The sequence below is a fragment of the Afipia sp. DC4300-2b1 genome, from assembly GCF_049895725.1.
Lineage (GTDB): Bacteria > Pseudomonadota > Alphaproteobacteria > Rhizobiales > Xanthobacteraceae > Afipia > Afipia broomeae.
Genome location: NZ_JAFCSX010000003.1, coordinates 196834 through 222863 on the forward strand (window position 1 = coordinate 196834; position 26030 = coordinate 222863).

General features: G+C 63.1%; 28 protein-coding genes and 1 tRNA gene. 21 read left to right on the forward strand and 8 right to left on the reverse strand.

Annotated elements, in window-relative coordinates; genetic code table 11:
- The first annotated feature begins 108 nt into the window (after positions 1-108).
- On the forward strand, positions 109-957 hold the full coding sequence (locus ACP7AL_RS13345) for a DUF1499 domain-containing protein (RefSeq protein WP_006019077.1): 849 nt from the start codon (positions 109-111) through the stop codon (positions 955-957).
- Here the strand turns inward: ACP7AL_RS13345 and ACP7AL_RS13350 are convergent.
- The 4 genes from ACP7AL_RS13350 to ACP7AL_RS13365 all read right to left on the reverse strand — a co-directional run bounded on the left by ACP7AL_RS13350 (position 930) and on the right by ACP7AL_RS13365 (position 6226).
- Entirely contained in the window at positions 930-1859 is a 930-nt protein-coding gene (locus ACP7AL_RS13350; protein WP_425992003.1) for an MBL fold metallo-hydrolase, read from the reverse strand. The two genes, ACP7AL_RS13345 and ACP7AL_RS13350, sit on opposite strands and share 28 nt — an antisense overlap.
- A gap of 24 nt (positions 1860-1883) precedes the next feature.
- The gene (locus tag ACP7AL_RS13355; protein WP_006019075.1) at positions 1884-3098 is read right to left on the reverse strand and encodes an acyl-CoA dehydrogenase; all 1215 of its coding nucleotides are present in this window, start codon (positions 3096-3098) and stop codon (positions 1884-1886) included.
- Positions 3099-3194: 96 nt separating this feature from the next.
- Entirely contained in the window at positions 3195-4271 is a 1077-nt protein-coding gene (gene ribB, locus ACP7AL_RS13360) for a 3,4-dihydroxy-2-butanone-4-phosphate synthase (RefSeq protein ID WP_006019074.1), read from the reverse strand.
- 227 nt (positions 4272-4498) lie between these two features.
- Positions 4499-6226, reverse strand: a complete 1728-nt coding sequence (locus ACP7AL_RS13365) for a cation:proton antiporter (protein ID WP_024921895.1) — start codon at positions 6224-6226, stop codon at positions 4499-4501.
- 279 nt (positions 6227-6505) lie between these two features.
- Between ACP7AL_RS13365 and ACP7AL_RS13370 the strand changes: the two genes are divergently transcribed.
- A complete protein-coding gene (locus ACP7AL_RS13370) occupies positions 6506-6949 on the forward strand; it encodes a DUF2147 domain-containing protein (RefSeq protein WP_425992007.1) in 444 nt (147 codons plus the stop codon).
- Positions 6950-7024: 75 nt separating this feature from the next.
- Here ACP7AL_RS13370 and ACP7AL_RS13375 read toward each other — a convergent pair.
- A tRNA-Pro gene (locus ACP7AL_RS13375) sits at positions 7025-7101 on the reverse strand.
- 97 nt (positions 7102-7198) lie between these two features.
- Here ACP7AL_RS13375 and ACP7AL_RS13380 point away from each other — a divergent pair.
- From ACP7AL_RS13380 to ACP7AL_RS13395, 4 genes are read left to right on the forward strand one after another with little or no spacing between them, the layout of a single operon-like run.
- Positions 7199-8185 (forward strand): L-threonylcarbamoyladenylate synthase, encoded by a 987-nt coding sequence (locus tag ACP7AL_RS13380; RefSeq protein ID WP_425992009.1) that lies wholly within the window; start codon positions 7199-7201, stop codon positions 8183-8185.
- Between the two features lie 23 nt (positions 8186-8208).
- A complete protein-coding gene (locus ACP7AL_RS13385; protein WP_425992011.1) occupies positions 8209-9636 on the forward strand; it encodes an FAD-binding oxidoreductase in 1428 nt (475 codons plus the stop codon).
- Complete coding sequence (locus ACP7AL_RS13390; protein WP_425992013.1) at positions 9633-10094, forward strand: GNAT family acetyltransferase; 462 nt, start codon at positions 9633-9635, stop codon at positions 10092-10094. Before ACP7AL_RS13385 ends, ACP7AL_RS13390 begins: the two co-directional genes overlap by 4 nt.
- Before the next feature lie 33 nt (positions 10095-10127).
- Positions 10128-10733 (forward strand): NUDIX domain-containing protein, encoded by a 606-nt coding sequence (locus ACP7AL_RS13395; RefSeq protein WP_425992015.1) that lies wholly within the window; start codon positions 10128-10130, stop codon positions 10731-10733.
- Positions 10734-10745: 12 nt separating this feature from the next.
- Here the strand turns inward: ACP7AL_RS13395 and ACP7AL_RS13400 are convergent, their stop codons facing one another.
- A complete protein-coding gene (locus ACP7AL_RS13400; RefSeq protein ID WP_425992017.1) occupies positions 10746-11522 on the reverse strand; it encodes an SOS response-associated peptidase in 777 nt (258 codons plus the stop codon).
- A 121-nt stretch (positions 11523-11643) separates the two neighbouring features.
- On the opposite strand from ACP7AL_RS13400, the gene ACP7AL_RS13405 reads away from it, so the two are divergent.
- The 9 genes from ACP7AL_RS13405 (at position 11644) to ACP7AL_RS13445 (ending at position 16927) form a co-directional block, all read left to right on the forward strand.
- Positions 11644-12150, forward strand: coding sequence for a hypothetical protein (locus ACP7AL_RS13405; RefSeq protein ID WP_024921902.1), 507 nt, complete (start codon positions 11644-11646; stop codon positions 12148-12150).
- Positions 12151-12152: 2 nt separating this feature from the next.
- Entirely contained in the window at positions 12153-12581 is a 429-nt protein-coding gene (locus ACP7AL_RS13410; protein ID WP_425992019.1) for an NUDIX hydrolase, read from the forward strand.
- Between the two features lie 45 nt (positions 12582-12626).
- A complete protein-coding gene (locus ACP7AL_RS13415; protein ID WP_006019064.1) occupies positions 12627-13004 on the forward strand; it encodes a TIGR02301 family protein in 378 nt (125 codons plus the stop codon).
- Positions 13005-13185: 181 nt separating this feature from the next.
- Positions 13186-13452: a hypothetical protein gene (locus ACP7AL_RS13420; protein ID WP_006019063.1), complete on the forward strand. Its 267-nt coding sequence runs from the start codon at positions 13186-13188 to the stop codon at positions 13450-13452.
- A gap of 993 nt (positions 13453-14445) precedes the next feature.
- On the forward strand, positions 14446-14715 hold the full coding sequence (locus ACP7AL_RS13425; RefSeq protein WP_425992022.1) for a hypothetical protein: 270 nt from the start codon (positions 14446-14448) through the stop codon (positions 14713-14715).
- Complete coding sequence (locus tag ACP7AL_RS13430) at positions 14708-15004, forward strand: hypothetical protein (RefSeq protein WP_024576077.1); 297 nt, start codon at positions 14708-14710, stop codon at positions 15002-15004. Before ACP7AL_RS13425 ends, ACP7AL_RS13430 begins: the two co-directional genes overlap by 8 nt.
- Positions 15005-15088: 84 nt before the next feature.
- Positions 15089-15292 carry a hypothetical protein gene (locus ACP7AL_RS13435; protein WP_024919357.1) on the forward strand — a complete coding sequence of 68 codons (204 nt, stop codon included), beginning with the start codon at positions 15089-15091 and terminating at the stop codon, positions 15290-15292.
- Between the two features lie 26 nt (positions 15293-15318).
- Positions 15319-16047, forward strand: a complete 729-nt coding sequence (locus ACP7AL_RS13440) for a sensor histidine kinase (RefSeq protein WP_425992025.1) — start codon at positions 15319-15321, stop codon at positions 16045-16047.
- A 76-nt stretch (positions 16048-16123) separates the two neighbouring features.
- Positions 16124-16927 carry a transglutaminase-like domain-containing protein gene (locus ACP7AL_RS13445; RefSeq protein ID WP_425992948.1) on the forward strand — a complete coding sequence of 268 codons (804 nt, stop codon included), beginning with the start codon at positions 16124-16126 and terminating at the stop codon, positions 16925-16927.
- Positions 16928-17011: 84 nt separating this feature from the next.
- Here the strand turns inward: ACP7AL_RS13445 and ACP7AL_RS13450 are convergent, their stop codons facing one another.
- Positions 17012-18346 (reverse strand): dihydroorotase, encoded by a 1335-nt coding sequence (locus ACP7AL_RS13450; protein ID WP_425992027.1) that lies wholly within the window; start codon positions 18344-18346, stop codon positions 17012-17014.
- 161 nt (positions 18347-18507) lie between these two features.
- On the opposite strand from ACP7AL_RS13450, the gene ACP7AL_RS13455 reads away from it, so the two are divergent.
- From ACP7AL_RS13455 to ACP7AL_RS13480, 6 genes are all read left to right on the forward strand, one after another.
- Positions 18508-19389, forward strand: coding sequence for a YgfZ/GcvT domain-containing protein (locus tag ACP7AL_RS13455; RefSeq protein WP_024919361.1), 882 nt, complete (start codon positions 18508-18510; stop codon positions 19387-19389).
- A complete protein-coding gene (locus ACP7AL_RS13460) occupies positions 19386-20009 on the forward strand; it encodes a DNA-3-methyladenine glycosylase I (RefSeq protein ID WP_425992029.1) in 624 nt (207 codons plus the stop codon). The genes ACP7AL_RS13455 and ACP7AL_RS13460 overlap by 4 nt, the downstream gene beginning before the upstream one ends.
- Positions 20006-20623, forward strand: a complete 618-nt coding sequence (locus ACP7AL_RS13465; protein ID WP_425992031.1) for a YfbR-like 5'-deoxynucleotidase — start codon at positions 20006-20008, stop codon at positions 20621-20623. The genes ACP7AL_RS13460 and ACP7AL_RS13465 overlap by 4 nt, the downstream gene beginning before the upstream one ends.
- 78 nt (positions 20624-20701) lie before the next feature.
- The gene (locus ACP7AL_RS13470; RefSeq protein ID WP_425992033.1) at positions 20702-21208 is read left to right on the forward strand and encodes a tyrosine phosphatase family protein; all 507 of its coding nucleotides are present in this window, start codon (positions 20702-20704) and stop codon (positions 21206-21208) included.
- Between the two features lie 95 nt (positions 21209-21303).
- The gene (locus ACP7AL_RS13475; RefSeq protein ID WP_024919364.1) at positions 21304-22287 is read left to right on the forward strand and encodes an NUDIX hydrolase; all 984 of its coding nucleotides are present in this window, start codon (positions 21304-21306) and stop codon (positions 22285-22287) included.
- A gap of 292 nt (positions 22288-22579) precedes the next feature.
- Entirely contained in the window at positions 22580-25270 is a 2691-nt protein-coding gene (locus tag ACP7AL_RS13480) for a DUF2339 domain-containing protein (RefSeq protein WP_425992036.1), read from the forward strand.
- Positions 25271-25407: 137 nt separating this feature from the next.
- Here ACP7AL_RS13480 and ACP7AL_RS13485 read toward each other — a convergent pair whose 3' ends face one another.
- On the reverse strand, positions 25408-25950 hold the full coding sequence (locus tag ACP7AL_RS13485) for a hypothetical protein (protein WP_425992038.1): 543 nt from the start codon (positions 25948-25950) through the stop codon (positions 25408-25410).
- Positions 25951-26030: the final 80 nt, after the last annotated feature.

Sequence of the window (26030 nt, forward strand, 5' to 3'; positions counted from 1 at the left end):
GTGCCGGGCATTTTCGTACCCGGTTCCCAAACCTGCTTCCCACCAGCCCTCAAAATGGGCTAGGTCACCGGCGCACCCTTTCAGACCACGCATATACGGATTCGAGGCATGGCCCGCCGGATTGCCGCCGCTTACCAGATGGAGCCGATCTCCGCCCTCGCGTCGTGGTCGCGGCGCCTCGCGGTGTTTTCGCTGCTCGCATCGGTCGTTGCTGTGGTTATCGTCAGGTTCGGTGTCCTCGATTTCAAACCGGCGCTAACGACCCTTTTCGGCGCGCTCGCCTGTGCTGGCCTCTCAATCCTGGTTGGTCTCGCCGCCTTCGCGGCGATCTGGCAGAACGGCTCGCGCGGCATGAGCCGCATTCTGCTGGCTTTTCTGATCGACGCCGCGATCCTCGCCTACCCGGCCTATCTCGCATTCCAGTACCGAACGCTGCCTGCGATTCACGACATCACCACCGATCCGATCGATCCGCCCCGGTTCGAGGCACTGGCGCGGCTGCGCGCCGGCGATGGCGCGAACCCCGCCGTCTATGCAGGCCTCTATTCAGCCGAACAGCAGCGTACCGCCTACCCCGATGTCGAGCCTATCAGCATCGATGTCCCGGCCCAGAAGGCTTACGAGATGGCCCTGCGCCTGGTGAACCGGCACAAGTGGCTGATCATAGACGAACGCCCGCCACTGCCGCCCCAGCGGATCGGCCGGATCGAGGCGGTGGCGCGCACGCCGATCATGGGTTTCCGCGAGGATGTCGCGATCCGCATCACACCGGATGGCGACAGTGCCCGCGTCGATATGCGCTCATCATCGCGCTATTTCGAGCACGATCTCGGCTCCAACGCGGCACGCATCACCAAGTTCGCAGAAGAATTGAATGATGCCGTCGACACCGCCCAACCGGTAAAGAAGCTGATCACGCCGGCCAAGCCTCAAGCCAAGGGCGCGACCAAGCGATAGGTGCCGTCGATGGTGGGATCACCGTCAGTCGCAACCACATTGCGCGCAACCAGATCCTCAAGGTGCGCCAGCACCGAATAACCCGCCGCGCCGATCAGCCGCGGATCGATACCGATATAGCTCGCGCGAACAATGGTCGGGATATCCGCTTCGCCCTTGGCCAGCCGATACAGGATCGAGTCTTCACGCGCCTTGCGGTGGCGGATCAGAAACTTCACATACCGTACCGCGTCGGGGATTTCCGGGCCGTGGCCGGAGAAATAGAGCTGCTCGCCGCGGCGGGTCAGCCGTTCGAGCGAGGCCATGTAATCGACCATGGATCCGTCGGGCGGCGCGACGATCGAGGTCGACCAGCCCATGACGTGATCGCCGACAAACATCAGTTTGCGCTCGGCCCACGCGAAAGCCATGTGGTTGGCCGTGTGTCCCGGCGTGGCAACAGCCTCAAGCTGCCAGCCGTCACCGGTGACTCTCTCTCCGTCCTTCAGGATCACATCGGGGCGAAACTCATAATCCGCGCCGGATTCGGTCGGCGCAAGTTCGCTGCCATAACGCGGACGCGAAGCACGATGCGGCCCTTCGGCATAAACCGTCGCGCCCGTCGCGGCCTTGAGGCGCGGTGTGCCCGGCGAATGATCCTTGTGGGTATGGGTAAGAAAAATATGAGTCACGGTCTCGCCGCGCACCGCGTCGAGCAACGCCTGGATGTGGGCTTCATCGGCGGGGCCGGGATCGATGATGGCGACGTTGCCCTTGCCGACGATGTAGCTCACCGTTCCGGTGAACGTGAACGGGCTCGGATTGTTGCACAACACCCGCCGCACGCCGGGGACGACCTCGTCCACGACGCCGGGCGCAAGCGGGAAATCCCGATTGAACGGAATGTCTTCGTTATCGCTCAAGTTCAGCCCTCGCCTGGCAAGGCGTTACGAAAACGCCTGAATGCCGGTGATGGCGCGGCCGAGAATGAGGGCGTGAACGTCGTGGGTGCCCTCGTAGGTGTTCACGGTCTCGAGGTTCTGCGCGTGACGCATCACATGGTATTCGCTCGAGATGCCGTTGCCGCCATGCATGTCACGGGCAACGCGGGCGATGTCGAGCGCCTTGCCGCAGTTGTTGCGCTTCATGATCGAGATCATCTCGGGCGCCATCTTGCCTTCATCCATCAGGCGGCCGACCCGCAGCGAACCCTGAAGGCCGAGCGCGATTTCAGTTTCCATGTCGGCAAGCTTCTTCTGCACAAGCTGCGTCGCCGCGAGCGGCCGGCCGAACTGCTTGCGGTCGAGCGTGTACTGCCGCGCGCGCTGGAAGCAGTCTTCCGCAGCGCCCATGGCACCCCACGAAATGCCGTAGCGGGCGCGGTTGAGGCAACCGAACGGACCTGCCAGACCCGTAACGTTCGGCAGCAGCGCGCTTTCCGGAACCACGACGCCGTCCATCACGATTTCACCGGTGATCGAGGCGCGCAAGCTCAGCTTGCCGCCGATCTTCGGCGCTGACAGACCTTTCATGCCCTTCTCGAGAATGAAGCCGCGGACCTTATTGTCGTGCGCAGCGGATTTCGCCCACACCACGAACACGTCGGCGATCGGCGCGTTGGAGATCCACATCTTCGAGCCGGTCAGGCGATAGCCGTCCGCGACCTTCTCGGCCCGGGTCTTCATGCCGTCGGGATCGGAACCGGCATCGGGTTCGGTCAAACCGAAGCAGCCGACCCACTCGCCGGTGGCAAGCTTGGGCAGATATTTCTTGCGCTGGGTCTCGTCGCCATAGGCGTAGATCGGATACATCACCAGCGACGACTGCACGCTGTTCATGGAGCGGTAGCCGGAATCGACCCGCTCGATCTCGCGCGCGACCAGGCCATAAGCCACGTAGCTCGCATTGGCGCAGCCGTATTCTTCCGGCAGCGTGACGCCGATCAGGCCGAGCTCACCCATCTCGTTGAAGATTTCGCGATCGGTCTTCTCTTCGGCATACGCCTGCGTGACGCGCGGCAGCAGCTTGTCCTGGGCGTAAGCGCGCGCGGTGTCGCGGATCATGCGCTCGTCCTCGGTCAACTGCTCGTCGAGCAGGAACGGATCGTCCCACTGGAATGTCGCCTTGGCTGGCTTGTCCTTGGTCTGCGGGCGGGCACTCATGACAAAATCCTTTCAGCTTTAGACTGCTGCTGTGAAATCACGATAAATCGTCGGCGTCAGGTTGCAAGCTCAAAACCTGTTCCCGCGCGCGAGCACCTAGCTCTCGAATGGCTCATTGGCGATGATTTCGATGCCAAATCCCGAAAGACCTTTGTAGTCGTGCGCCGATGAGGTGAGATGCCGGATCGACGTTACGCCGAGATCGCGCAGGATTTGCGCGCCGACGCCGACTTCACGCCACTGCCGATGACGGTCCGCTTCCGCCGAATGATCGTCAGCGATAGGAGCAACAGGCACGCCCGCTGCACCATCGCGCAGATAGACCAATACGCCGCTGCCGTTCTTCTTGAAGTGCTCCAGTGCCGCGAGAATCCGGCCCGACCCGAAGAAGATGTCCTTCACGATGTTAGGCTTGTGGAAACGCGCCAGCACGTTCTGGCCGTTGCCGACACCCTTGTAGACGAAAGCGACATGATAGACCGGATCGAACGGCGAACGGTACGCATAGCCATCCAATTGCCCGATCGGGCTGTCGACGGTGAAGGTCGAGACCCGCTCGATCAGCTTCTCGCGCGCCTGCCGGTACGAGATCATGTCAGCGATGGTGACATGCTTGAGGTTGTGCTGGGCCGCGAACTTCACGACCTGCTCGCCCTTCATCACCGTGCCGTCGTCGTTCATCAGTTCGCTGATGACGCCGACCGGCGGCAGATCGCACAACTTGCAGAGATCGACCGCCGCTTCGGTATGACCCGAGCGCAGCAGAACGCCGCCATCGCGCGCGATCAGCGGGAAGATATGGCCGGGGCGCGCGAAATCGCTGGCGCCCGCATTGGGATTGGCGAGTGCCCGGCAGCAGACCGTGCGCTCTTCCGCCGAAATGCCGGTGGTCATGCCGGGCTTGTAGTCAATCGACACCGTGAACGCGGTGGTGTGGTTGGAGTCGTTATGGGCGACCATCGGATCGAGCCGAAGCCGGCGGGCGTTATCGGCCGTGATCGGGGCGCAGACGATGCCCGAGGTGTGGCGGATGATGAAGGCCATCTTCTCCGCCGTGCAAAGCGTGGCGGCGACGATCAGATCGCCCTCGCCTTCGCGGTCATCGTCGTCGGTCACCACAACGATTTCACCCGCGGCAAACGCCTTCAAAACTTCAGGGATAGGATGGGCCATAACGCGCTCTTGCTCTCAAAAGGGGTGCAGATCGTATGGCGCAGGGCGCGGGCCCGCGCAACTGTCCCGTCCACATGGCCGTCATCCACTGGCCTTTGACGGCTTCAAACAAGAGATATGCCCCTGCCAAATCCGGGCAAGAGGTCCAGAGGGAACGGATTTCGCGGTTTTAAACGCGCGAAGCTTCCGCACGGCGGAACGCGCTCCGGAGAACTGCCGCCGAAGCCTCAGGGCAGGACTTCGCGGCGCTCGCTCAGAAGGTCGTCCATCTCGGCGCGCTTTTCCTCCAGCAGGCCCTGATCGGCGGCATCAATGACCCTGTAGAGTTCCGCTGCATCGGTGAGGCGGGTCACGGTGACGTAGTCCGCGCCCGCTGCATAAATATCGGACACGTCCGCCAGCAGGTCCGCCGTCGAAATGATCTTCGCATTGGGATTCATTGAGCGGACGTGGCGGACCAGCTTCTCGTTATTGGCGCCCTTCAGCAGCGAGTCCGGCACGCTGAGAATGATGATCTCGGCCTTGCCGACACCGGCATGCAGCAGCGTGTCGATGTTGCTGATGTCGCCGTAGATGACATGAATGCCGCGCGCCGTGAGCGTGCGAAACACGTTCGGATTGAAGTCGACGACGCTGATCTGCTCAAGCAGGGACGCATTCTTGCGCTCGATTTCGCTGAGCAGCGCGCTCGCCGCCCGGAAGAAACCGAGAATGACGATGCGCCGCGCCGTGCCGTGTCCGCCCTCGTGATCGGCATCGGCGATATGGGCCTGGTCGAGATCCCGAAATCCAATTCTTTTCAACGCACCGATGGCCCACCGGGTGATCGGGTCGCTGCGCATAATCACAAAGGTCGAAAGCACCGCGAGGATCACGAACGCGAACGACGCGGCACTGGATGTTTGGGCTGTGATGTGTCCCGCCACAATACCGGTCTGAATAATCACGAGCGAGAATTCGCTGATCTGCGCAAGATTGAGTGCCGGCAAAAGACTGGCGCGCAACCCTTGCTTCATGAAGTAGAGCGGCAGGAATGTCGTGAGGATGCGGCTGACCACCGTGAACGCCGCAATGACCAGCGCCAGCCAGATGGTGGACGAATTCGGAATCGGAATCGTCATGCCAAGCGCCACGAAGAACAGCGTGATGAAGAAATCCCGCAGCGTGGTGACCTTCGCCGTGACATCGAGCGCATAGGGGAATGTGGAGAGCGACACGCCCGCCACGAGCGATCCCATCTCGCGCGACAGATGCAGGCGTTCGGCGACTTCGCCGATCAGAAAGCACCATGCCAGCGCACCGAGCATGACCAGTTCGGGGCTGCGCGCGATCTGGTGAAAGATCTTCGGCAGGACGAACCGGCTGAGGATCATCGCGGTCGCCACCAGCAGCCCGACGCGGCCGATCGAGAGCAGGACAATACTGATCTGCAAATCGGCGAGGCTGGGCTGCACCGCGAGAAACAGGATCGCGAAAATGTCCTGGAGCACCAGGACGCCGAGCGTGATGCGGCCCGGCAGCGTATCCAGTTCCCGCTTCTCGTAGAGCACCTTGACGATGATGACGGTGCTCGACAGCGCACACGCGACTGTCAGGTAAAGCGCGTCGAACTTGCCCGCGCCCAGTGACAGACCAATGGCGAGGAAAAACGCCACGCCGAGCACACATGCACCGATCAACTGACCGCCGGCGGCGAACAGGATGACGCGACCGGCCCTGATGATCTTCTTCAGATCGATTTCCAGCCCGATCATGAACAGCATGAAGATCAGGCCGAGTTCGGAGATCGTGCTGATCGATTCCTGCGACTTGACCCAGCCCATGCCGTAAGGGCCGATGACGAATCCGGCGACCAGATACGCGAGAATCAGGGGTTGCCGGAAAAAATGACCGGCAAGGCCCAGCACCCAGGCAAACAGGATCGAAAAGGTAATATCGCGAATAAGTTCGTGCATGCCCTCAACCGGCTGGCAGCAATAATAAAAGCCTGAATCAGGCTTCTGTATAAGGACCAAAGACCGCCGTGAAAGCAATATCCATGGCGCGATTTACGCCATCTCGGACGCATCAATGACGACAGTTCGCCGCAGCCCGGCGCGAAAACTGACGGATGGTGTCTGCGATGTGACAATCGCCAAAAACACGCCGGTCAGAATGGTTCCGCGGCTTGAATAACGGATCGGCCTGTATAGGTTCGCTCCGCGCCGGGGGCTTCGGAGCAGTACAGGTTGGTCATGAATTCGAAATTGAATCTCATTTTGGCGCTGGTTTTTTTGTTGGGTGGCTTGAGCGCCGCCAGAGCCGACGAAGGATCTCCGCTGGGTCTTTGGCTTACGGAAAAGGGCGACGCCCGGATTCAGGTCACCCAGTGTGGACGGGCTCTGTGCGGAAAGGTCGCCTGGCTGCGCGAGGCAATCGATCCTGCAACCGGGAAGCCGCAGACCGACGACAAAAATCCCGATCCTGCTTTGGCATCGCGGCCCATGGTCGGCGTGCAGCTCTTCATCGGAATGACACCCAGCGGCCCCGGCACGTGGGCCGGTCGCATCTACAATGGCGATGACGGCAAGGTATACGACAGCAAGGTCTTGTTGACGGGGCCTAGAACCTTGCGCGTCGAAGGTTGTGTCGGCGCCATCTGCGGCGGCGAAAACTGGACCCGGGTCAGCGGACGCTGACGGCGCGGGCGATCTTCGACCAAGGCAGCGCTGAGGGCCTCACAGGGGAAAAATAGCTGATTTTTCTAAGAGTTATGGTCGGAGTGGCAGGATTTGAACCTGCGACCCCTGCGTCCCGAACGCAGTGCTCTACCGGGCTGAGCCACACTCCGACATGGGCGCCGGTATAGCGTCGGCTCTCGCGGACCGCAAGAAGCTGTATAAGGGATCAAATCCCTCAACAAACGCCACGATGGCGCGGCTCATGCGATGAAACTTGGTTTGAAAACGGCAATTCTTCCCGCTTCCGGCGCAGCGGACACCGCTGCGCGCTGCCTTGAGGGCGGCGGACTTGTCGCGTTTCCGACCGAGACAGTCTACGGACTGGGCGCGGACGCGACCAACGCCCGCGCCGTCGCCCGGCTTTACGAGGCGAAGGGACGCCCCTCGTTCAATCCTCTCATCGCCCATGTCGGTGATTTGCAGGCCGCCAAGCGCATTGCACGCTTCGATGACAGGAGTTTGCGTCTCGCGGAAGCCTTCTGGCCGGGACCCCTGACACTGGTGCTGCCGAAAGCTCCCGGATGTCCGGTGTCCGATCTCGCCACCGCCGGGCTTGAGACGGTTGCGGTTCGGGTCCCCGCTCATCCGGTCGCTCATGAGATTTTGCGGGCTTTCGGCAAGCCCATCGTTGCGCCGTCTGCCAATATCTCCGGACACGTCTCGCCGACCACGGCGGAGCATGTCTTCGGCGATCTTTCCGGCCGCATCGATCTCATCGTCGACGGAGGGCCTGTCTCGGTCGGCGTCGAATCCACCATCGTCGGCTGCTTCGAGACGCCCCTGCTGCTACGGCCCGGCGGGCTTCCCCGTGAGGACATCGAACGCGTCCTGGGCGAAAAGCTCGCGCGCGTGCCGGAGGACCATAATTCAGCCGAGGCGCTTCCGCTGGCGCCGGGCATGCTGGCTTCGCACTACGCGCCGCACACCCCCGTGCGGCTCAATGCGCACCGGCTGGAAGCTGGAGAAGCACTGCTGGCATTCGGGCCGCGCATGATTCCCGGCTCCGAACGGGCCAGCGTCATGAATTTGTCGGAAGCCGGCGATCTGGTGGAGGCCGCCGCGAACCTTTTCGGTTATCTTCGCGAACTCGATGCGCGCGGGTCCCGTGCCATCGCGGTCATGGCAGTGCCCAATGAGGGTCTCGGCGAAGCCATCAACGATCGCCTGCAACGCGCCGCCGTTCCAAGAAGCTGACAGATCAGGACTTTGATAACGACATGAATATCGTGCAGCCACCGCCCACCGTTCTGTCGCCCGAGTTGCTGGCGCGCTTTGCCGCGATCGTTGGCGAGAAGTATGCGGTGACCGATCCGCACGACGCCGCCCCCTATCTTACCGAAGAACGAGGCCTGTTTCAGGGCCACTCACCACTGGTACTTCGTCCGGGCTCGACCGCGGAAGTCTCCGCGATCTGCAAGCTCGCCACCGAGACGAGAACCGCGATGGTGCCGCAGGGCGGCAATACGGGCCTCGTCGGCGGCCAGACGCCGCACAACGGCGAAGTGGTGATCTCGACACGGCGTCTCGACAAGATCCGTGCCGTCGATACGCAATCCAACGCCATGACTGTCGAAGCCGGTGTGATCCTCGCCAATGCGCAGCAGCGCGCCACCGATGCCGACCGGCTGTTTCCGCTGTCGCTCGGCGCGGAAGGAAGCTGCACCATCGGCGGCAATCTCTCCACCAATGCCGGCGGCATCGCCGCGCTTGCTTACGGGGTTGCGCGCGATCTCGTGCTCGGGCTTGAAGTCGTGCTCGCCGATGGCCGCATCATGCATGGTCTGTCGAGCCTGAAGAAGGACAACACCGGCTACGACCTTCGCGATCTCTTCATCGGCGCGGAAGGCACGCTCGGCATCATTACCGCCGCGACGCTGAAGATGTTTCCGAAGCCGCGCTCCGTCGAGACGGCCTTCGCCGCCATCGCTTCCCCTGAGGATGCGCTCACATTGCTCGACATGTCGCGCAACATCGCCGCCGGAAGCCTGACCAGCTTCGAACTGATCCCGCAGATCGCTATCGATTTCACGGTTAAGCATGGCCCATCGATCCGCGCGCCGCTGTCCGGCCGTCACCCCTGGTACGTGCTGATGGAAATCTCCTCGCCGCGCGACGACGCCCGCGACACCATCGAGGCGATCCTGGGCAAAGGCATGGAGGACGGCATCGTCAACGACGCCGTGATCGCCGCCAATCTCGACCAGCGGGCGGCGTTCTGGAAACTGCGCGAAGTCATTTCACCGGCGCAGAAGCCCGAAGGCGGTTCGATCAAGCACGATATTTCCGTCCCCGTCGCCGCCGTGCCGGATTTTCTGCGCGAGGCCGACGCCGCCGTGACCAAACTCATTCCCGGCGCCCGGCCGTTTGCATTCGGTCATCTTGGCGACGGCAACATCCACTACAATGTCAGCCAGCCGATCGGAGCTGACATGGCGGACTATCTCGCGCGCTGGCACGACATGAACGACGTGGTACATGCGGTCGTCGCAAAGCATGGCGGGTCGATTTCGGCCGAACACGGCATCGGCGTGCTTAAGCGCGACGAACTCCCGAATGTCAAAGACCCCGTTGCCCTTGAAATCATGCGGTCGATCAAGCGTCTGCTCGATCCGCTCAACATTCTCAACCCGGGCAAGGTGCTGTGACCGACGCATCGGCAACGACAACAAGCAACCTCGCCATCGGCGCTATCGCCGACGCCGATATTCCCGCTGTCGTTGCGCTGTGGAAGCGCTGCGAACTGACGCGACCATGGAACGAACCGCAGGCGGACATTGCACGTGCGCGCGGCAAGACCAATTCGGAGGTACTCGTCGGCCGCGACGGAAACACCATCGTTGCAACCGTCATGGTAGGACACGATGGACATCGCGGCTGGGTCTATTATGTCGCCGTGGACCCTGATCACCACAACAAGGGATACGGGCGCGCGATCATGGCGGCGGCAGAAGACTGGTTGCGCGATCGTGGCATCGAGAAACTCCAACTGCTGGTTCGTGCAGACAACACCCGTGTACAAGCATTTTACGAGACGCTTGATTACGATCAGCAGGAGCGCGTCGTCTATGCAAAGTGGCTCGATGGCCGCCCGATGACGCCCTGACAGCAACTTCCGACAAGTCCTGAAGGTAACTGCATGAGCGTGAGCGACCGCATTCGCATCAAGGACGTCCGCGTGCTCTCGGACAACAAATACAAACTACGTTCGACAACCTTCGACTGGCGGCGCTCCAGCGGCGAATGGCAAACACAGCATCGCGAAACCTTCGATCGCGGCGACGGCGTGACGATACTCCCTTACAACCGTGCGCAGCGCACCGTGATCCTGATCCGACAGTTCCGCTATCCCACCTATGCCAACGGATACGATGGCCTGCTGGTCGAAGCGCCGGCCGGTTCGCTGGACGATGCCGAGCCCGAAGCACGCATCCGCTCCGAAGCGGAAGAAGAGATCGGCTATCGCCTTGGCCCCATCAAGAAAATCTTCGAAGCTTTCACCAGTCCGGGCGCGGTCACCGAAAAACTCCATTTCTTCATCGCCGAATATCAGCCCGACATGAAGATCGGAAGCGGCGGCGGCCTTGCCCACGAAGGCGAAGATATCGAGACGCTGGAACTGCCGGTCGCCGAGGCGCTCGCGATGATCGCGGACGGCCGCATTGTCGACGCCAAGACCATCATGCTGCTGCAATACGCGGCGCTGAACATTTTCCCCGACGTGACAGCCGCGAAGCAGCCCTAGAGCAGCGAGCCTCTAAAACAAAGAGCCCTGCCCGTTGTCCTCTTCGGGCGCAGAGACCTTAATCTTTCTTTGAGGCTCTTTGGGTTGCTTGCGGCTCGCAGCCTCGGCGATGGCGATGTCCTCTTCGCTGCACGGCAGGATCAGGTCCGCGCTGTCATTGTCGACGCGGTTCACTGCGGTTGACACCTCGTGCCAGACGAAAGTCCCCGCCCGCGGCGCGACCAGCAATTCAAGCGCGGGTTCAAGATCGATCTCGCCACCGTCGAGCCAGCGATCGAAGTCCCGCGGCTCGATCGTCACCGGAACCCGGTCATGCAGCGCCGCCATCTCCGGGGCAGCGGGAGCCGTCACGATGGCCACGGTGTCGACCTCCTCGCCGTTCGGTCCCATCCATGTTTCGGCCACGCCGGCAAAACCGATCGGCGCGCCATCTCGCCGCCGGATAAGATGCGGCCGCTTGCGCGTGGGTGATGTCTTCCACTCGTAATAGCCATCTGCCGGAAGAATGCACCGCCGCCGCCGGATGGCATTGCGAAACGACGGCTTCTCCAAAACGGTTTCGGCGCGCGCATTGATGACGAGCGCGAACTTGCGCGGGTCCTTGACCCAGGCCGGCAGAAAACCCCAGCGCATCAGCCGGAACTGGCGGACGCCGTTTTCGAGGATCACCACCGGCACCGGCTGGGTCGGAGCAACGTTATACCGGGGCGGAAAATTCGGCTGCTCGCCATAGCCGAACAGCCGGCGCAGCGCCTCGGGGGATGATGTAATCAGGTATCGCCCGCACATAAAAAGACTCGAAAATAAAGCCTCAGCGCTGGAAAATGACACATAAGCAAAACTTGTTCAGCCACCTTTAACCTGCGATGCCCAAACATCCATCACGATGTCGAATTCCGCCCTGCACGCAATGTCCCCCGCTGACGACGAGTGCGGCCCCTCAGACGCCCAGTTGGCCGATGACATGGCCGCCCGCGCCCAGCGGCTGCGCGACGCCAACATCAATCCCCGCACCGGGCTCGCTACAGATTATCTGAACCATTTCAACGAAGCGATCATGCTGCTCGAAATGATCCCCGACATTCCGGAATGTTTCGAGGACTTTCTCGGCTGGCAGCCGATGAGCTATCGCGAGCATTTCGCCGCCTCGAATTTCAAGGCCCGCGACCTTGCCATCAGCGCCTATGATTCCAGCGATCCCGCCGTCCGCGCCGAGTTCGACAACATCACCGCAACCATGACGTCGATCCTGACCACGGTCGGCGACGCCATGCGCCGGGTCCGGCATGACGACACCCGCACCATCCTGGCCGAGCAGGCCGCGGGCTGGGTCAAACCGCTCGTCACCCTGGCAGGCTCCATGATCAACGGCAGCAGCAGCGATGCCGACGACATCGACCAGATCATGAACCGCTGACCGTGACCGGCCTTTCCCATACCGGCCCGCAGCTCGCCGTCAGCGCCGGGATTTTCCGTGACGGCAAGATTTTGCTGGTCCGCCGCGCCCGCGAGCCGGCCAAGGGCGTCTACACCTTCCCCGGCGGCCGGGTGGAATTCGGTGAAAGCCTGCACGAGGCGCTGGCCCGCGAGGTCCGCGAGGAAACCGGGCTCAGGATCGAGATCGTCGCCCTGATCGGCTATCGCGAGGCCCTCCCCCCGCGAACCGGCGGCCACGGCCATTTTGTCGTCCTGCCGTTCGCTGCCCGCTGGGTCGCCAACGAGATCGCCCTCAATGACGAACTGGACGACGCCAAATGGCTGTCCCCGCGCGAGGCGGTCCACGGCCTGCGGGTGACCCAGGGACTGGACGAGACGATCCGCTCCGCCTGCGCCATCATGGGCCTTTAGTCTCTGCCTTGCTTCCGGCCCGTTGAACGGGCATATGCGGCCCTTATGCTAAAGCGGATTTTCGCGATTTTCCTGGTGACGGCACTGGCCGGTCCGGTTCCGGTCCGGGCCCAGGACGCGGCTGCGCCATTCGACGGCGATCTCCAGCGGCTGGCTGAAATCCTCGGCGCCCTGCATTACCTGCGCGGAATCTGCGGCACCAATGAAGGCCAGAAGTGGCGCGCCGAAATGCAGGCGCTGGTCGATGCCGAGACCCCGTCCGGCGATCGCCGCAGCCGGATGATCGCGAGCTTCAACCGCGGCTATAACGGGTTCCAGCAAACCTACCGCTCCTGCACGCCGGCCGCGAATGTCGCCATCCGCCGCTACCTCGACGAAGGCTCGAAAATCTCGCGGGATCTCACGGCGCGCTACGCCAACTGAAAATTCCGGTGGACAGCTTTCGCCGGCCCGAACGGGAATGCCGGAAATAACGCGATAACTTGAATTCGCGCCGTTAACCTTTCCTAAAGAACCGGCTCGCGGGCTCCGCCCTGCATGCTAATGCTCTGTGCAGTTTCAACGTGCAGTCCGCCCGGACGCGTTCCACAGGCAAATTGATTTCATGTCGCATCCTTCCTATTGGACGCCCGTTCACGGATTTTCGCCCGATCAGGACCAGAAGCGGGCGGCGCTGAATTACCTCAACGAGGCCTGGGCGGAAGCGCGTCACGACGGCGTCGATGGCGATTGCCTGGCGCAGGCCAGCCTGTTCGCCGCCTTCGCTGAACTCGTCAGCACCTATGGCGAAGACGCGGTGGCGAAGTTCGTCGAAGGTCTCGCCGGCCGCATCCGCAGCGGCGAATTTTCGGTGGTCGAGTTCAAGCAGTAAGACGCATCGCGCGCGACCCTCTCCACGACGTCCCCGCGAAGGCGGGGACCCATACTCCCCCGCGCTATCGATCCTGTCGCGAAAACAGATCAACGCCTTTCTTCGTCACCCCAAATCCAGTGGCTATGGGTCCCCGCCTGCGCGGGGACGACATCGGTGGTGTTGAAGGGCTCGCGCCCTTGTTCCTATTCAAATTTCAAACAGCCACGCGCCATCGCCCCTGTTGTTATGACGGCGCGGGGGCGCCCGAAATCCTGATCGCTTCGCCCTTGAATGAGGGCGCGCGGAACGCCGGATGCGCGAGCGCATCCGCAGCCCCGTGTGCAAAAGGTAAAAAGCACACGAGCGTAGTCGCCACGGTCACGCCGTTTGCATCCGGCGTTCCGCACGCGGTGGGGCTCCGGCCTGCTTCGTGCTCTCCCCGGTGGACGATGCTACGTCACCGCATCCCTGCTGAGGGTTTCCGCCTCCGGTTGGAAGCGGCTCTCTGCCGGACTGACGCCAGCTTCGGGCGTCGGGACCACACGACTTGGGCCGGCGCGCACAGCGTGGTTCGTCTGCCGTCGCTTGCATCGCTCACGCGCCTCCGGATGTTGCGCACGCCCTTGCGGGTGCGTGCGCGCGATCCGGGCTTGCGCCCCGCGACCCTCGCTCCGGCCTGACGCTGCCGCGCCACCGCATCCCGCCCCGCGTATCGTGACGATCGCGAAACGCCCCTCATGACGGGGCGGGACATGCCGAACATAAGTGAGGTTCCGAGCGCGGGGATTTGTATCCCCATCACGAAATGTTGCAGGGATGCGCGACAACATGAACGCGTTCATCTGCAAATGAAAAAGCTGGGCAATCAGCCGGGCCTTCGACGGAAATGCGTTGCCGCCTTAATTGGCGCGAATTGCCTCTGTTCGCAGGCAATAAACCGATAGCTATCCGCGCCGGAAAGGCGCACAGTCAACTCATGCCACACCATCAGGTTGCCGCGGAGCGCTTCTCATGATCACGAGAACGCGGCGGGAGACGGTCACCTTCAAACATCCGGCGCGCATCAAGGGCATTGAACGCCTGCTTCCGGCTGGCGCTTACGAGATCGTGACCGACGAGGAAATGATCGAAGGCCTGTCCTTTCCGAGCTTTCGGCGCATCGCCACCATGATCATGGTGCCGGGCGCGCCGCCGCATCATCACTCGATGGAAATGATCGCCATCGGTTCGGTCGATCTTGCCGACGCGCAGCATCGGGACGCGGTGGCGCCAAATGTCTGACGATCCAGTCGATCTCGATTCCCGGCGCGGAATGGCAGCGCAGAAAGCGACGGGACTGCGGCGCATTCTCGCCGACGCCGAGAGCCACGCAGCAGTCCTGCGCGAGCGGCAGCTTCAGATCGAGACGGAGTTGCTCGACACGGATGCAACATCGTGGCCCGAAGCGGCTGCGAAGGCGCGTTACATTCTGAATCTCTATTACGCGACGCTGGGTGTGCACGATACGCACCACCGCGATCTGGTCGCCTCGGTCCTCAAGGATTTCGCGCGGCTCGACAGCGAAAGCTGACTACGTTTTCCACCTCGATTGTTTTCCGCGAACGATTGATCCTGAAACTCATTGCGACGTTCGGCGGGAACGGGAGGACTATGCATGCTTGATATGACAACGAAAGAGCTGTCGTCGCGGCACGTCAAACCGGAAGAGGCGCTTCGTCTTGGCGTCGTTTCGGGATGGTACACCACCAAGATGAGCGGGACGTTCGTCACCGGTCCCCATGCCACCCATGCCGACGCCTTGCTCAAGATCGCCGAACTGAATCCGCCCCCGCCGCCTGTGGCAAAGCGCAAATCGTAAGGCGCCGCCGAAACACGGGATAATTCATGAGCACTGAGCGGCATCTCGCCCCGCTACGCGACGTCGAGGACGAAAACGACCAGCTTCGGCAACTGCTCATTCAGGCAGGTGTCGAAGCTCATGCCCATGTTGTCGCCGCGAAACTTCAGACCGTCCTGATCGGTGAGCTTCATCACCGGGTGAAGAACATGCTGGCGATTGCCTCGGCGATCGCCTCGCAAAGCCTGCGCGAAGCCACCAGCGTCGAGGCGGCGGCCAAGACCATCGCCAGCCGTCTGGCGGCGCTCGGCGTCTCCCACGATCTTCTCATTCGCGAGAGCTGGACCGGCGCGGGCTGCCGCTCGCTGATCGAAAACGCAATCCTCGCGTTCCAGACCGAGGGGCTGGCGCAGTTCACGATCACCGGCGAAAACATCGCCGTGTCGTCGGGACCAGCCGTCGGACTGTCGATGGTGATCCACGAGCTCTGCACCAACGCACTGAAATACGGCGCGCTGTCGGTGCCGGACGGCCGCGTCTCGATCACATGGTCGGTCGATGCCGAGGCGGAACGCTTCACCCTCGAATGGAAGGAAAGCGGCGGGCCGGCGGTGACCGAACCGAAGCAGAAGAATTTCGGCAGCCGGTTCATCGAGCAGGCGCTGCCCGGCCAGCTTCAGGGCGAAGCACGGCTGATCTTCAATCCGGCCGGTCTCGTTTGCCACGTCAATATTCCGGTCACGTCCTTGCAGGAGCCGGTGATCGCACTGGTTTAACACGTCAAACAACAGGCCTGGCATCGATGCCGGGATGACCTTCACACACACCCACGATTGGAAACACGTGACTGGAATCAAGATTCGCGTCGGCTACGAGATGATCTACGATTTTCCGCAGGCCACGCCGATGATCATGGTGCTGGGCACGCACTTCACGCGCGCGTCGGATGTCATCACGCCCGATTTTCTCACCACGACCCCGCCGGTGCCGATCACGCCCTATCGCGACATGTTCGGCAACTGGTGCAGCCGCATGGTCGCGCCGCCGGGACGGATTCGCCTTTTCGCCGACGGACTGGTCCGCGACAGCGGCGTGCCGGATGTCGCCGTCCCGTCGGCGATCCAGCACGCGGTGGAGGATCTGCCGCCGGACACGCTGGTCTATCTGCTGGGCAGCCGGTACTGCGAGACGGATCGCCTGTCCGACATCGCGTGGAAGCAGTTTGAAAACACCGCACCGGGCTGGGCGCGCGTTCAGGCGATCTGCGATTTCGTTCATCACCGCATCACGTTCGGCTACGAGCATGCGCGCGCGACGATGACGGCATTCGAGGTTTATAACGAAGGCAAGGGCGTGTGCCGAGACTACGCGCATCTCGCCATCACGCTCTGCCGCTGCATGAATATTCCGGCGCGCTACTGCACCGGCTATCTCAGCGACATCGGCACGCCGAAGCCATGGGTTGGAGATTTCGCCGGCTGGTTCGAGGCCTATATCGGCGGCCACTGGCACATGTTCGATCCGCGCAACAACGTGCCGCGCATCGGCCGTGTGCTGATCGCGCAGGGCCGCGACGCCTCCGACGTTCCGATCACGCAGACATTCGGGCCGAATGAACTGATCAGCTTCAAGGTCTGGACCGACGAGGTCGCGTGAGGCCTTTGCGATCCTGATTGATGGATTTCGCGACAACAAAAACCCCGGCATCGCTGCCGGGGCGTTGTTCGGTCGCTCTTCAGATCACGCCTTCAGCGTCTCGAGAAACCGCACCGTTTCGCCGGTCGACGGGGTCGCGACCTCGCCCTGCCACATCACGCGCTTGCCGCGCACGAAGGTGCCGACCGGCCAGCCCTTGACCTTCACTCCATCATACGGCGTCCAGCCCGCGCGCGAGGCGATCCACTTGTCGGTAATGGTTTCCTCGCGCTTCATGTCAACGACGGTGAAGTCGGCGTCGTAGCCGGCGGCGATCCGGCCCTTGCAGGCGATGTTGAACAGCCGCGCCGGGCCGGCGCTGGTGAGATCGACAAAGCGCGCAAGCGACAACCGTCCCGCGTTGACATGATCGAGCATGATCGGCACCAGCGTCTGCACGCCGGTCATGCCCGACGGCGAGGCCGGATAGACCTTGTCCTTTTCTTCCAGCGTATGCGGCGCGTGGTCGGAGCCGAGCACATCGACAATGCCCTGCTCGATGCCGCGCCAGATGCCGTCGCGGTGGCTGGCGTCGCGCACCGGCGGGTTCATCTGCGCCTTGGTGCCGAGCCGCTCATAGGCCTCGGGACCGGCGAGGGTCAGATGATGCGGCGTCGCCTCGCAGGAGGCGACGTCCTTGTGGTCGCGCAGATATTCGATTTCCTGCTTGGTCGAGATGTGCAGCACATGGATGCGCTTGCCGGTCTCGCGCGCGAGGTTCACGAGGCGCTGTGTCGCGATCAGGGCCGCGTCCTCGTCGCGCCACACCGGATGCGAGCGCGGATCGCCCTCGATGCGCAGATGCTTGCGGTCGTTGAGGCGGTATTCGTCCTCGGCGTGAAATGCCGCGCGGCGGCGGATCACCTTGAAGATGCGGCGCAGGCTGTCGTCGTCCTCCACCAGCAGCGAGCCGGTCGAGGAGCCGATGAAGACCTTGACGCCGGCGCAACCCGGCGCGCGCTCGAGATCAGGCAGATGATTGACGTTGTCGCGGGTGCCGCCGATGAAGAATGCGAAATCGCAATGCATCCGGTGCTGCCCGGCCTTCACCTTGGCGGTGAAGGCTTCCTCGGTCACGGTCAGCGGATTGGTGTTCGGCATCTCGAACACGGCGGTGACGCCGCCCAGCACCGCGCCGCGCGATCCGGTTTCCAGATCTTCCTTGTGGGTCAGGCCCGGTTCGCGGAAATGCACCTGCGTGTCCATGACGCCGGGCAGGATGTGCAGGCCCTTGCAGTCGATGACCTCGCCCGCGCTGGCAGCGCCGAGCGATCCGATTTCCGCGATCCGCCCGGCGGAGATGCCGATGTCGCGGACCCCCTCGCCGTCCTGGTTGACCACGGTGCCGGATTTTAGAATCACATCAAATGTCTGGGTCAATGCTCGAAACTCGTCTGATTTTGGGGCCGGATTTTACGCGTTCAATGCTGTGGTCGCACGGCGGCGCGGGCCTTGTTGTCCGCACCTTAGCGCCTTACGTTGCGATGTAACAACCAGCGGGCGAATTGTCCCACAGAACTTGAGAATCCCGAGAGAACCTTATGAAAGCAGCGTTTCTGCCGGATCGCGGCGTCGTCAAAGTCAGCGGCGAAGATGCGAGGGCATTCCTCGACGGGCTGATCACCACCAATGTGGAACTGGTGCGGCCCGGTGTGGGCCGGTTTGGCGCGCTGTTGACGCCGCAGGGCAAGATCATCGTGGATTTTCTCGTCACCGAGGCGCCGGAGGCCCATGGCGGCGGCTTCGTGTTCGACGTGCCATTGGCGCTCGCGCAGGCCTTCGCCACCAAACTCGGATTCTACAAGCTGCGGAAGAAAGTCACGGTCGACAACCTGTCCTCGCAGCTCGGCGTGATGGCGGTCTGGGGCGGTGCTCCGGCAACGACACCCGATCTTGCGTTTGAAGACCCGCGCGATCCGCAGCTCGGCTGGCGTATCTTCGTGCCGGACGATCTGGTCGACGAGACCGCGGCCGCGATCGGCGCGGACGTGACCGACAGCGAGGCCTATGAGGCCCACCGCATTGCCTGCGGCGCGCCGCGCGGCGGCGTGGACTTCATCTACGGCGACGCCTTCCCGCACGAGACCAACATGGACCGCCTGCACGGCGTCGATTTCGACAAGGGCTGCTATGTCGGCCAGGAGGTCGTCTCCCGCATGCAGCATCGCGGCACCGCGCGCACGCGCACCGTCCGGGTGCGGTTGGGCGGCTCGGTGCCGGAAATCGGGTTGCCGGTGACCGCAGGCGACAAGGCCGTCGGCACCATGGGTTCGTCGGCGAACGGCGTCGGCCTCGCGCTGCTGCGAACCGACCGCGTTGCCGATGCACTTGAGGCCGGATTGCCGCTCACCGCGGGCGGGCTCCCGATCAGTCTGGTTTCGCCCGATGACGTGAAGGCCACACCGAAGCAGGCCTCCGCATGAGAAGCGCGCGCCTGCATGACGATGGGCTGGAGCGCTGCCCGTGGCCGGGTGAAGACCCGCTCTACATGGCCTATCACGACACCGAATGGGGCGTGCCGGAATACGACGACCGCGCGCTGTTCGAGAAACTGATCCTCGACGGATTTCAGGCCGGGCTGTCGTGGATCACGATCCTGCGCAAGCGCGACAATTTCCGAAAGGCCTTCGACGATTTCGAGCCGGCGAAAATCGTGCGCTACAGCGACAAGAAGGTCGCCGCGCTGATGAACGAAGCCGGGATCGTGCGCAACCGCGCCAAGATCGAAGGCACGGTCAACAGCGCCAAGGCGTATCTGAAGATCATGGAAGAAGGTCCCGGCTTCTCGGCCTTCCTATGGGACTTCGTCGACGGCAAGCCGAAGGTCAACAATTTCAAGACCACAGCCTCGGTGCCCGCATCCACGCCCGTGTCCATCAAAATGTCGAAAGAGCTGGTGGCGCGCGGCTTCAAGTTCGTCGGGCCGACCATCGTCTACGCCTTCATGCAGGCCACCGGCATGGTCAACGACCATCTTGTGACCTGCCATTGCCATGAAACGTGCAGCAAGCTGAAGAAGCCCGTGCGCGTAAAATCAAAATGACCACGAAGAAATCATCGCCCTCCAAACCAGCATCGCGCGCCTGGCAGCGCATGCTGTCGGGCCGCCGCCTCGACCTGCTCGATCCCTCGCCGCTCGACATCGAGATCGAGGACATTGCTCACGGCCTCGCGCGCGTGGCGCGCTGGAACGGACAGACCCACGGCGCGCATATCTTCTCGGTCGCACAGCACACGCTGCTGGTCGAGGCCGTGCTGCGCCAGCAGACCCCGCGCGTCGATCATCGCATTCGCCTCGCGGCGATGCTGCACGACGCGCCGGAATACGTGATCGGCGACATGATTTCGCCGTTCAAGGCGGTGATCGGAGGCTCGTATAAAGTCGTCGAGAAACGGCTCCTGTCGGCGATCCACATCCGCTTCGGCCTCCCTGCGGTGCTGCCCGCCGAGATCGAGCAGCAGATCAAGTCCGCCGACATGGGCGCGGCCTATCTCGAGGCGACGCATCTCGCCGGCTTCGCGCAGGCCGAAGCCAGGCGCCTGTTCGGCCGCGATCCCAAGCTACCTGCGGCGACCGAAAAAGACTATGTGACGCCATGGTCGGCCGGGCGCGCCGAAAAGCAGTTTCTCGCGCGATTCAAGGCGCTTTTGTCATAATCATCCACGGCATGTTTGCCGTGCAGCATGACGGGCGAAGACAGCAGGCATATACTCGTGCGGAACATAAGGACCGCCATGATTCACGTCTGCTCGCTCGCCGCCCTGCCCGCCACTGTCGAAGCCACCGGCGCCCAACACATCCTCACCGTGATGGCCAATGTCTCACAGGTGGTGCGTCCGGTGTCAGTGCCGGAGGCCAATCACCTGCGCATCCAGATGGACGACATCATCGAACCGGCGCAGGGATTCACCGCGCCGTCGCATGAGCATGTCGAACAGGCGCTGACCTTCATCCGCAAGTGGGATCGCACCGCGCCAATGGTGATCCATTGCTATGCCGGGATCAGCCGCTCTACCGCGAGCGCATTCATGGCGGCCTGCGCGCTCAATCCGCATCGGGACGAGACCTCCATCGCACGGCAGATTCGCTCGGCATCGCCGAGCGCCTATCCCAACCGCCTGATCGTCACGCTGGCGGACGAGGTGCTGGGGCGTAATGGGCGCATGGTCCGCGCGCTCGACGCCATGGGTCCGGGCAACATGACCATCGAGGGGCGGCCGTTCCGGGTGGAGATTGAATGAGATCCGTCATTGCGAGCGAAGCGAAGCAATCCAGGGCAACTGAAAGCTGGATTGCTTCGTCGCTACGCTTCTCGCAATGACGGGGCTTTTGCATCATGACCGATAAAATCCTCACACCGATCGAGATCGGACTGACGGCGGCCATCGTGTCGATCGACGGCAACGAGCCGTCGATCCTGACCGCCTCCGGCAGCGACGGCGACGAGCTCGAGGGCCTGCCGTTCGGGCCGTTCGACGCGGTCGCTCATCGCACACTGGAAATCGGCCTGCGCTCATGGGTGGAAGAGCAGACCGGCCTGCGGCTCGGCTATGTCGAACAGCTTTACACCTTCGGCGATCGCGGCCGTCATGCCCAGCGCAGCGACACCGACGCGCATGTCGCCTCGGTCGGCTATCTCGCGCTGACCCGCGCCGCGGACAGCACCTCGAAGCCGCAGGTGGCGGGCGCGACATTCAAGCCGTGGTATCGCTATTTTCCCTGGGAGGACTGGCGCGACGAGCGCCCGGCAATGATCGAGAAAGAGATTCTCCCCGCGCTGGAAGACTGGGCGGCGCAATCCGAAAAGCCGGATACCGCACGCGCACTGGCGCGCGGCGACCGCGTCCGGCTTTACTTCGGCACCCACGGTGCGCAGTGGGACGAAGAGCGCGTGCTCGACCGTTATGAGCTGCTCTACGAGGCCGGGCTGATCGAGGAATCCCGCCGCGACGGGCGTCCCGCCGCACTGGCGCGCAAGACACTGCCGGCGCTCGGCTCGCCGATGCGGTTCGACCACCGCCGGATTCTCGCCACCGCCATCGCGAGGCTGCGCGCCAAGCTGAAATATCGCCCGGTGGTGTTTGAACTTCTTCCCTCGGAGTTCACACTAACGGACTTGCAGCGCACCGTTGAGGCGATCTCGGGACGTCATTTGCACAAGCAGAATTTCCGCCGTCTGGTGGAGGCCGGTGCGCTGGTCGAACCGACCGGCGAAATGTCGACCCAGACCGGCGGACGCCCGGCGGCGCTGTTTCGTTTTCGCCGCGAAGTCTTGCAGGAACGGCCCGCGCCCGGATTGCGGGTACGGGGACGACGCTAGAATGAGGTGAGAATGTGGAGCCAGAGAGCGGCATCGCTACAGCCTCACCTCTCCCGTGGGGAGAGGTCGACGCGCGAAGCGCGGCGGGTGAGGGCGTACGGTCTCACGACAAATTCTACGCCCTCACCCCAACCCTCTCCCCACGGGAGAGGGAGCCCTGCCACGCCAGTATCGACACAGGCATTCCAGTTCAAACGGATCAGTTTCCAGAAGTTGATCGGCCACTAAGCGGCAAAGAATTTTTCGCGTGATCCGAAAGCCCTCGCTGAGGCGGATCGCGCAAGGAGGATCGATGGAATTTATTGCGCTTGTCCTTGCTCTTATCGCGATCGGCATTGCCCGCAACGTGACCATGCGCTCGAAGGCACTGGAGGCGCGGCTGTCCCTGCTCGAAGCCTCGCTCGCGGGCGGCGCGCGTCCATCGACAACAAGAACGGATGCTCCGATCGCTCCGCCGATCGCGCCCGAAACGGCAGTGCCTGAATCAGCCGAGCGGGCCGCGTCAACTCCGCCGCCGCTGCCGCCTGCCGGATCGCGCTATCGGGAAACAGTGGACGGCGGCATTCCTGAAACACCCGCTCAACCTGCCGCACCGGCTGCATCGAGCGGCCCCGGCTTCGAGGAGCGCATCGGCACCCGCTGGGTGGTCTGGGTCGGCGGACTGACGCTCGCCCTCGGCGGCGTCTTCCTGGTCAAGTATTCCATCGAAGCCGGACTGCTCGGCCCCGAGGTGCGTGTGCTGCTCGGCGGCCTGTTCGCGCTGGCGCTGCTTGCGGTCGGTGAGTTCGCACGGCGCAAGGAGAGCCTGTCGTCGATCGCACCGCTGCCGATTGCCAACATCCCGGCGATCCTGACCGCCGCCGGAACGGCGGTCGCATTCGCCACCGTTTATGCATCCTACGCGCTCTACGGTTTTCTCGCGCCGCCTGTTGCCTTCGTCCTGCTCGGCGCGGTCGCGCTCGGCACCCTTGCCGCTGCGCTCTTGCATGGTCCGGCGCTTGCGGGCCTCGGCGTGGTCGGCGCATTCGTGACGCCCCTGCTGGTGGCATCGGACAAGCCGGACTACTGGGCGCTCTATATCTATATCTCCATCGTCACCGCAGCCGCCTTCGGCCTTGCACGCATTCGCCTGTGGCGCTGGCTCGCCGTCACCACCATCGCGTTTGGGGCGTTCTGGATGCTGGTTGGCATTGCCGAAGCCAATACGCTGGGCCCGCATGCGTTCGATATGATTGCAAGCTTCGCGCTGGCCGCGGTTCTGGTGGTCGCCGGGTTCATGTTCGGCCCGTCGGCGGAGCAAGGCCAGGTCGAGCCTGTTTCATCGATATCGCTCGCGGTTTTCCTGTTCGGCGCCACGGCGCTGGTGCTCGGCCACAATCACGCCGATGCGGCGATGATCGTGTTCGCATTGCTGGTTGCAGCAACCTTCGCCATCGCCTGGCGCGCGGAGAGCGCCACCGGCGCAATCGTTGCGGCCGCATTGTTCGTCTTCGCCGTGTTCGCCGAATGGGCGATCCGCGCCAATCCAGAACTCACCGTGATGCCCGGCGGCGCAATGCCCGGCATCGGCACGCGCGCCGACGAAGGCTCGATCAGCATGCATCTTATCGCGGCGGCCGGTTTCGGCGCGGCGTTTGGCGCAGCAGGTTTCCTCGCGCAGGGCCGTTCCGTCAGCGCGATCATTCCGGTGATCTGGTCGGCGGCCGGCGTGTTCACACCGCTGGCACTGCTGGTCGCGCTTTACGCGCGCATCGCGCATCTCGATCGCTCGATCCCGTTTGCGATCATCGCCATTGCAGTCGCCGGCGCATTCGCCGCGGCGACCGAACTCCTGACCAAGCGCGATACGCGTCCCGGCCAGATGATCGCAACCGCGATGTTCGCCACCGGTACGCTCGCCGCACTGGCGCTGGCGTTTACGTTCGCGCTTGAGAAAGGCTGGCTCACCATCGCGCTGGCGCTGATGTCGCTCGGCACGGCATGGATCTCCATGAAACGGCCGATCCCGTTCCTGCGGGCGCTCGCGGCAATTTTGGCAGGCATCGTGGTGCTGCGGATCGGCCACGAGCCACGCATCGTGGGTGATGACCTCGGCACCACGCCGATCTTCAACTGGCTGCTGCTCGGCTACGGCATTCCGGCAGCCTCATTCTGGCTCGGCTCTTACTTCCTGCGCCGCCGCGGTGACGATGGCCCGCTGCGCGGCGTGGAAGCCGCCGCGATCCTGTTCACGGTGCTGCTCGCCTTCACGGAGATCCGCCACTACATCAACAACGGCGATATCTATCGCACATCGTCGAGTCTGATCGAGGTCGGTCTGCAAGTCTGCGTCGCACTCGCGATGGCGATCGGACTGGAGCGGCTTCGCATCCGGACGGGCAGCGTCATCCACAACGCCGGCGCGCTGCTGCTGACATGGTTCGCCGGTCTCGCGATCCTGTTCGGGCTGTTCTTCATCGCCAATCCGGCGATCTGGAGGATCGAGATCGCAGGCACGTTCATCAACCCGCTGATCCTCGGCTACGCGCTTCCGGCGATCCTCGCGCTGCTGCTGTCCTATGCCGTGGCGGGACGCCGCGCCGCGCCCTATGCCAACACCATCGCGGCCGGTTCGCTCGTTCTTGCGCTGGCCTGGATCACGCTGGAAATCCGGCACCTCTATCACGGACCTTACCTGAACAGCAGCACCACCTTCGACGCCGAGCAGTACACCTACTCGGTGGCGTGGCTGGTGTTCGGCGTGGTGCTGCTCGGCATCGGCCTGCTGCTGCCCTCGCAGCGGGCGCGTCTCGCCTCGGCGGTGATCATCGCCCTCACCGTGCTCAAGGTATTCCTGATCGACATGTCGAACCTGACCGGCGCCTACCGCGCGTTCTCGTTCATCGGTCTGGGCCTCGTGCTGGTGGCGATCGGATGGCTGTACCAGCGCATCCTGTTCCGGCAAACGAAGACGCCGCCGGCTGAAGGCAGCCCGGCGGCGTGATTCGATATCGTCATTGCGAGCCAACGGGTCGGCGCAAAGCGCCGCCCGACGATAAACTCCGTGAAGCAATCCACTCTTAGAAAACTGGATTGCTTCGTCGCAAGTGCTCCTCGCAATGACGAAGCAAAATCCTTCGTTTACTCGCTGGCGGAGCGGCGCAGTTCGAGCGCCGGTTCGCTGCGGACCGAGGCCGGACGCACTTCGGCGCGCGGGGTCGCATCCGCCGACTGGGTCACACCGGGTGCGCGCAGCGAGCGCGGACGCGAGATCGACTGCGCCAGGAACACGCGTGCATTGCCGTGCTTGCGGAAATCGCAATAGGCAAAGCCCATGCCCGAGACCGAGCCGCGGAAGCTGACATTGTCAGTCTTGTTCAGGTTGAAGCATGGCTCGAAGGGAATGCCCTTGATCGATGCGCAGATCTGCTGGCCGCGCACCTGAAGCGTATTTGACGGCAGGCGCATATGGCGGGTCTCGCCGGCGCCGCTGAACTGCACCGCGCCCGCAGCTGCGCCGTCGTACGTGATCTTGCCGACACCCTTGGTGCCGTCGAAGCACGTGAAGGCGAACATCTTGTTGGCGACGAACTTGCGGGCTTCGTCCGCGTTCATGGTTTCGGCCAAGACGGGACCTGCAACCGAACCGGCAAGCAGGGCTCCAAGAACGATGCGGACGAGCATACGAGCTACTCCAACTGACTGAACTTGCGGATCAAGTGAACCCGCTGGGCCAAGCGCCCGGCGGTTTACGCCTTAACTCG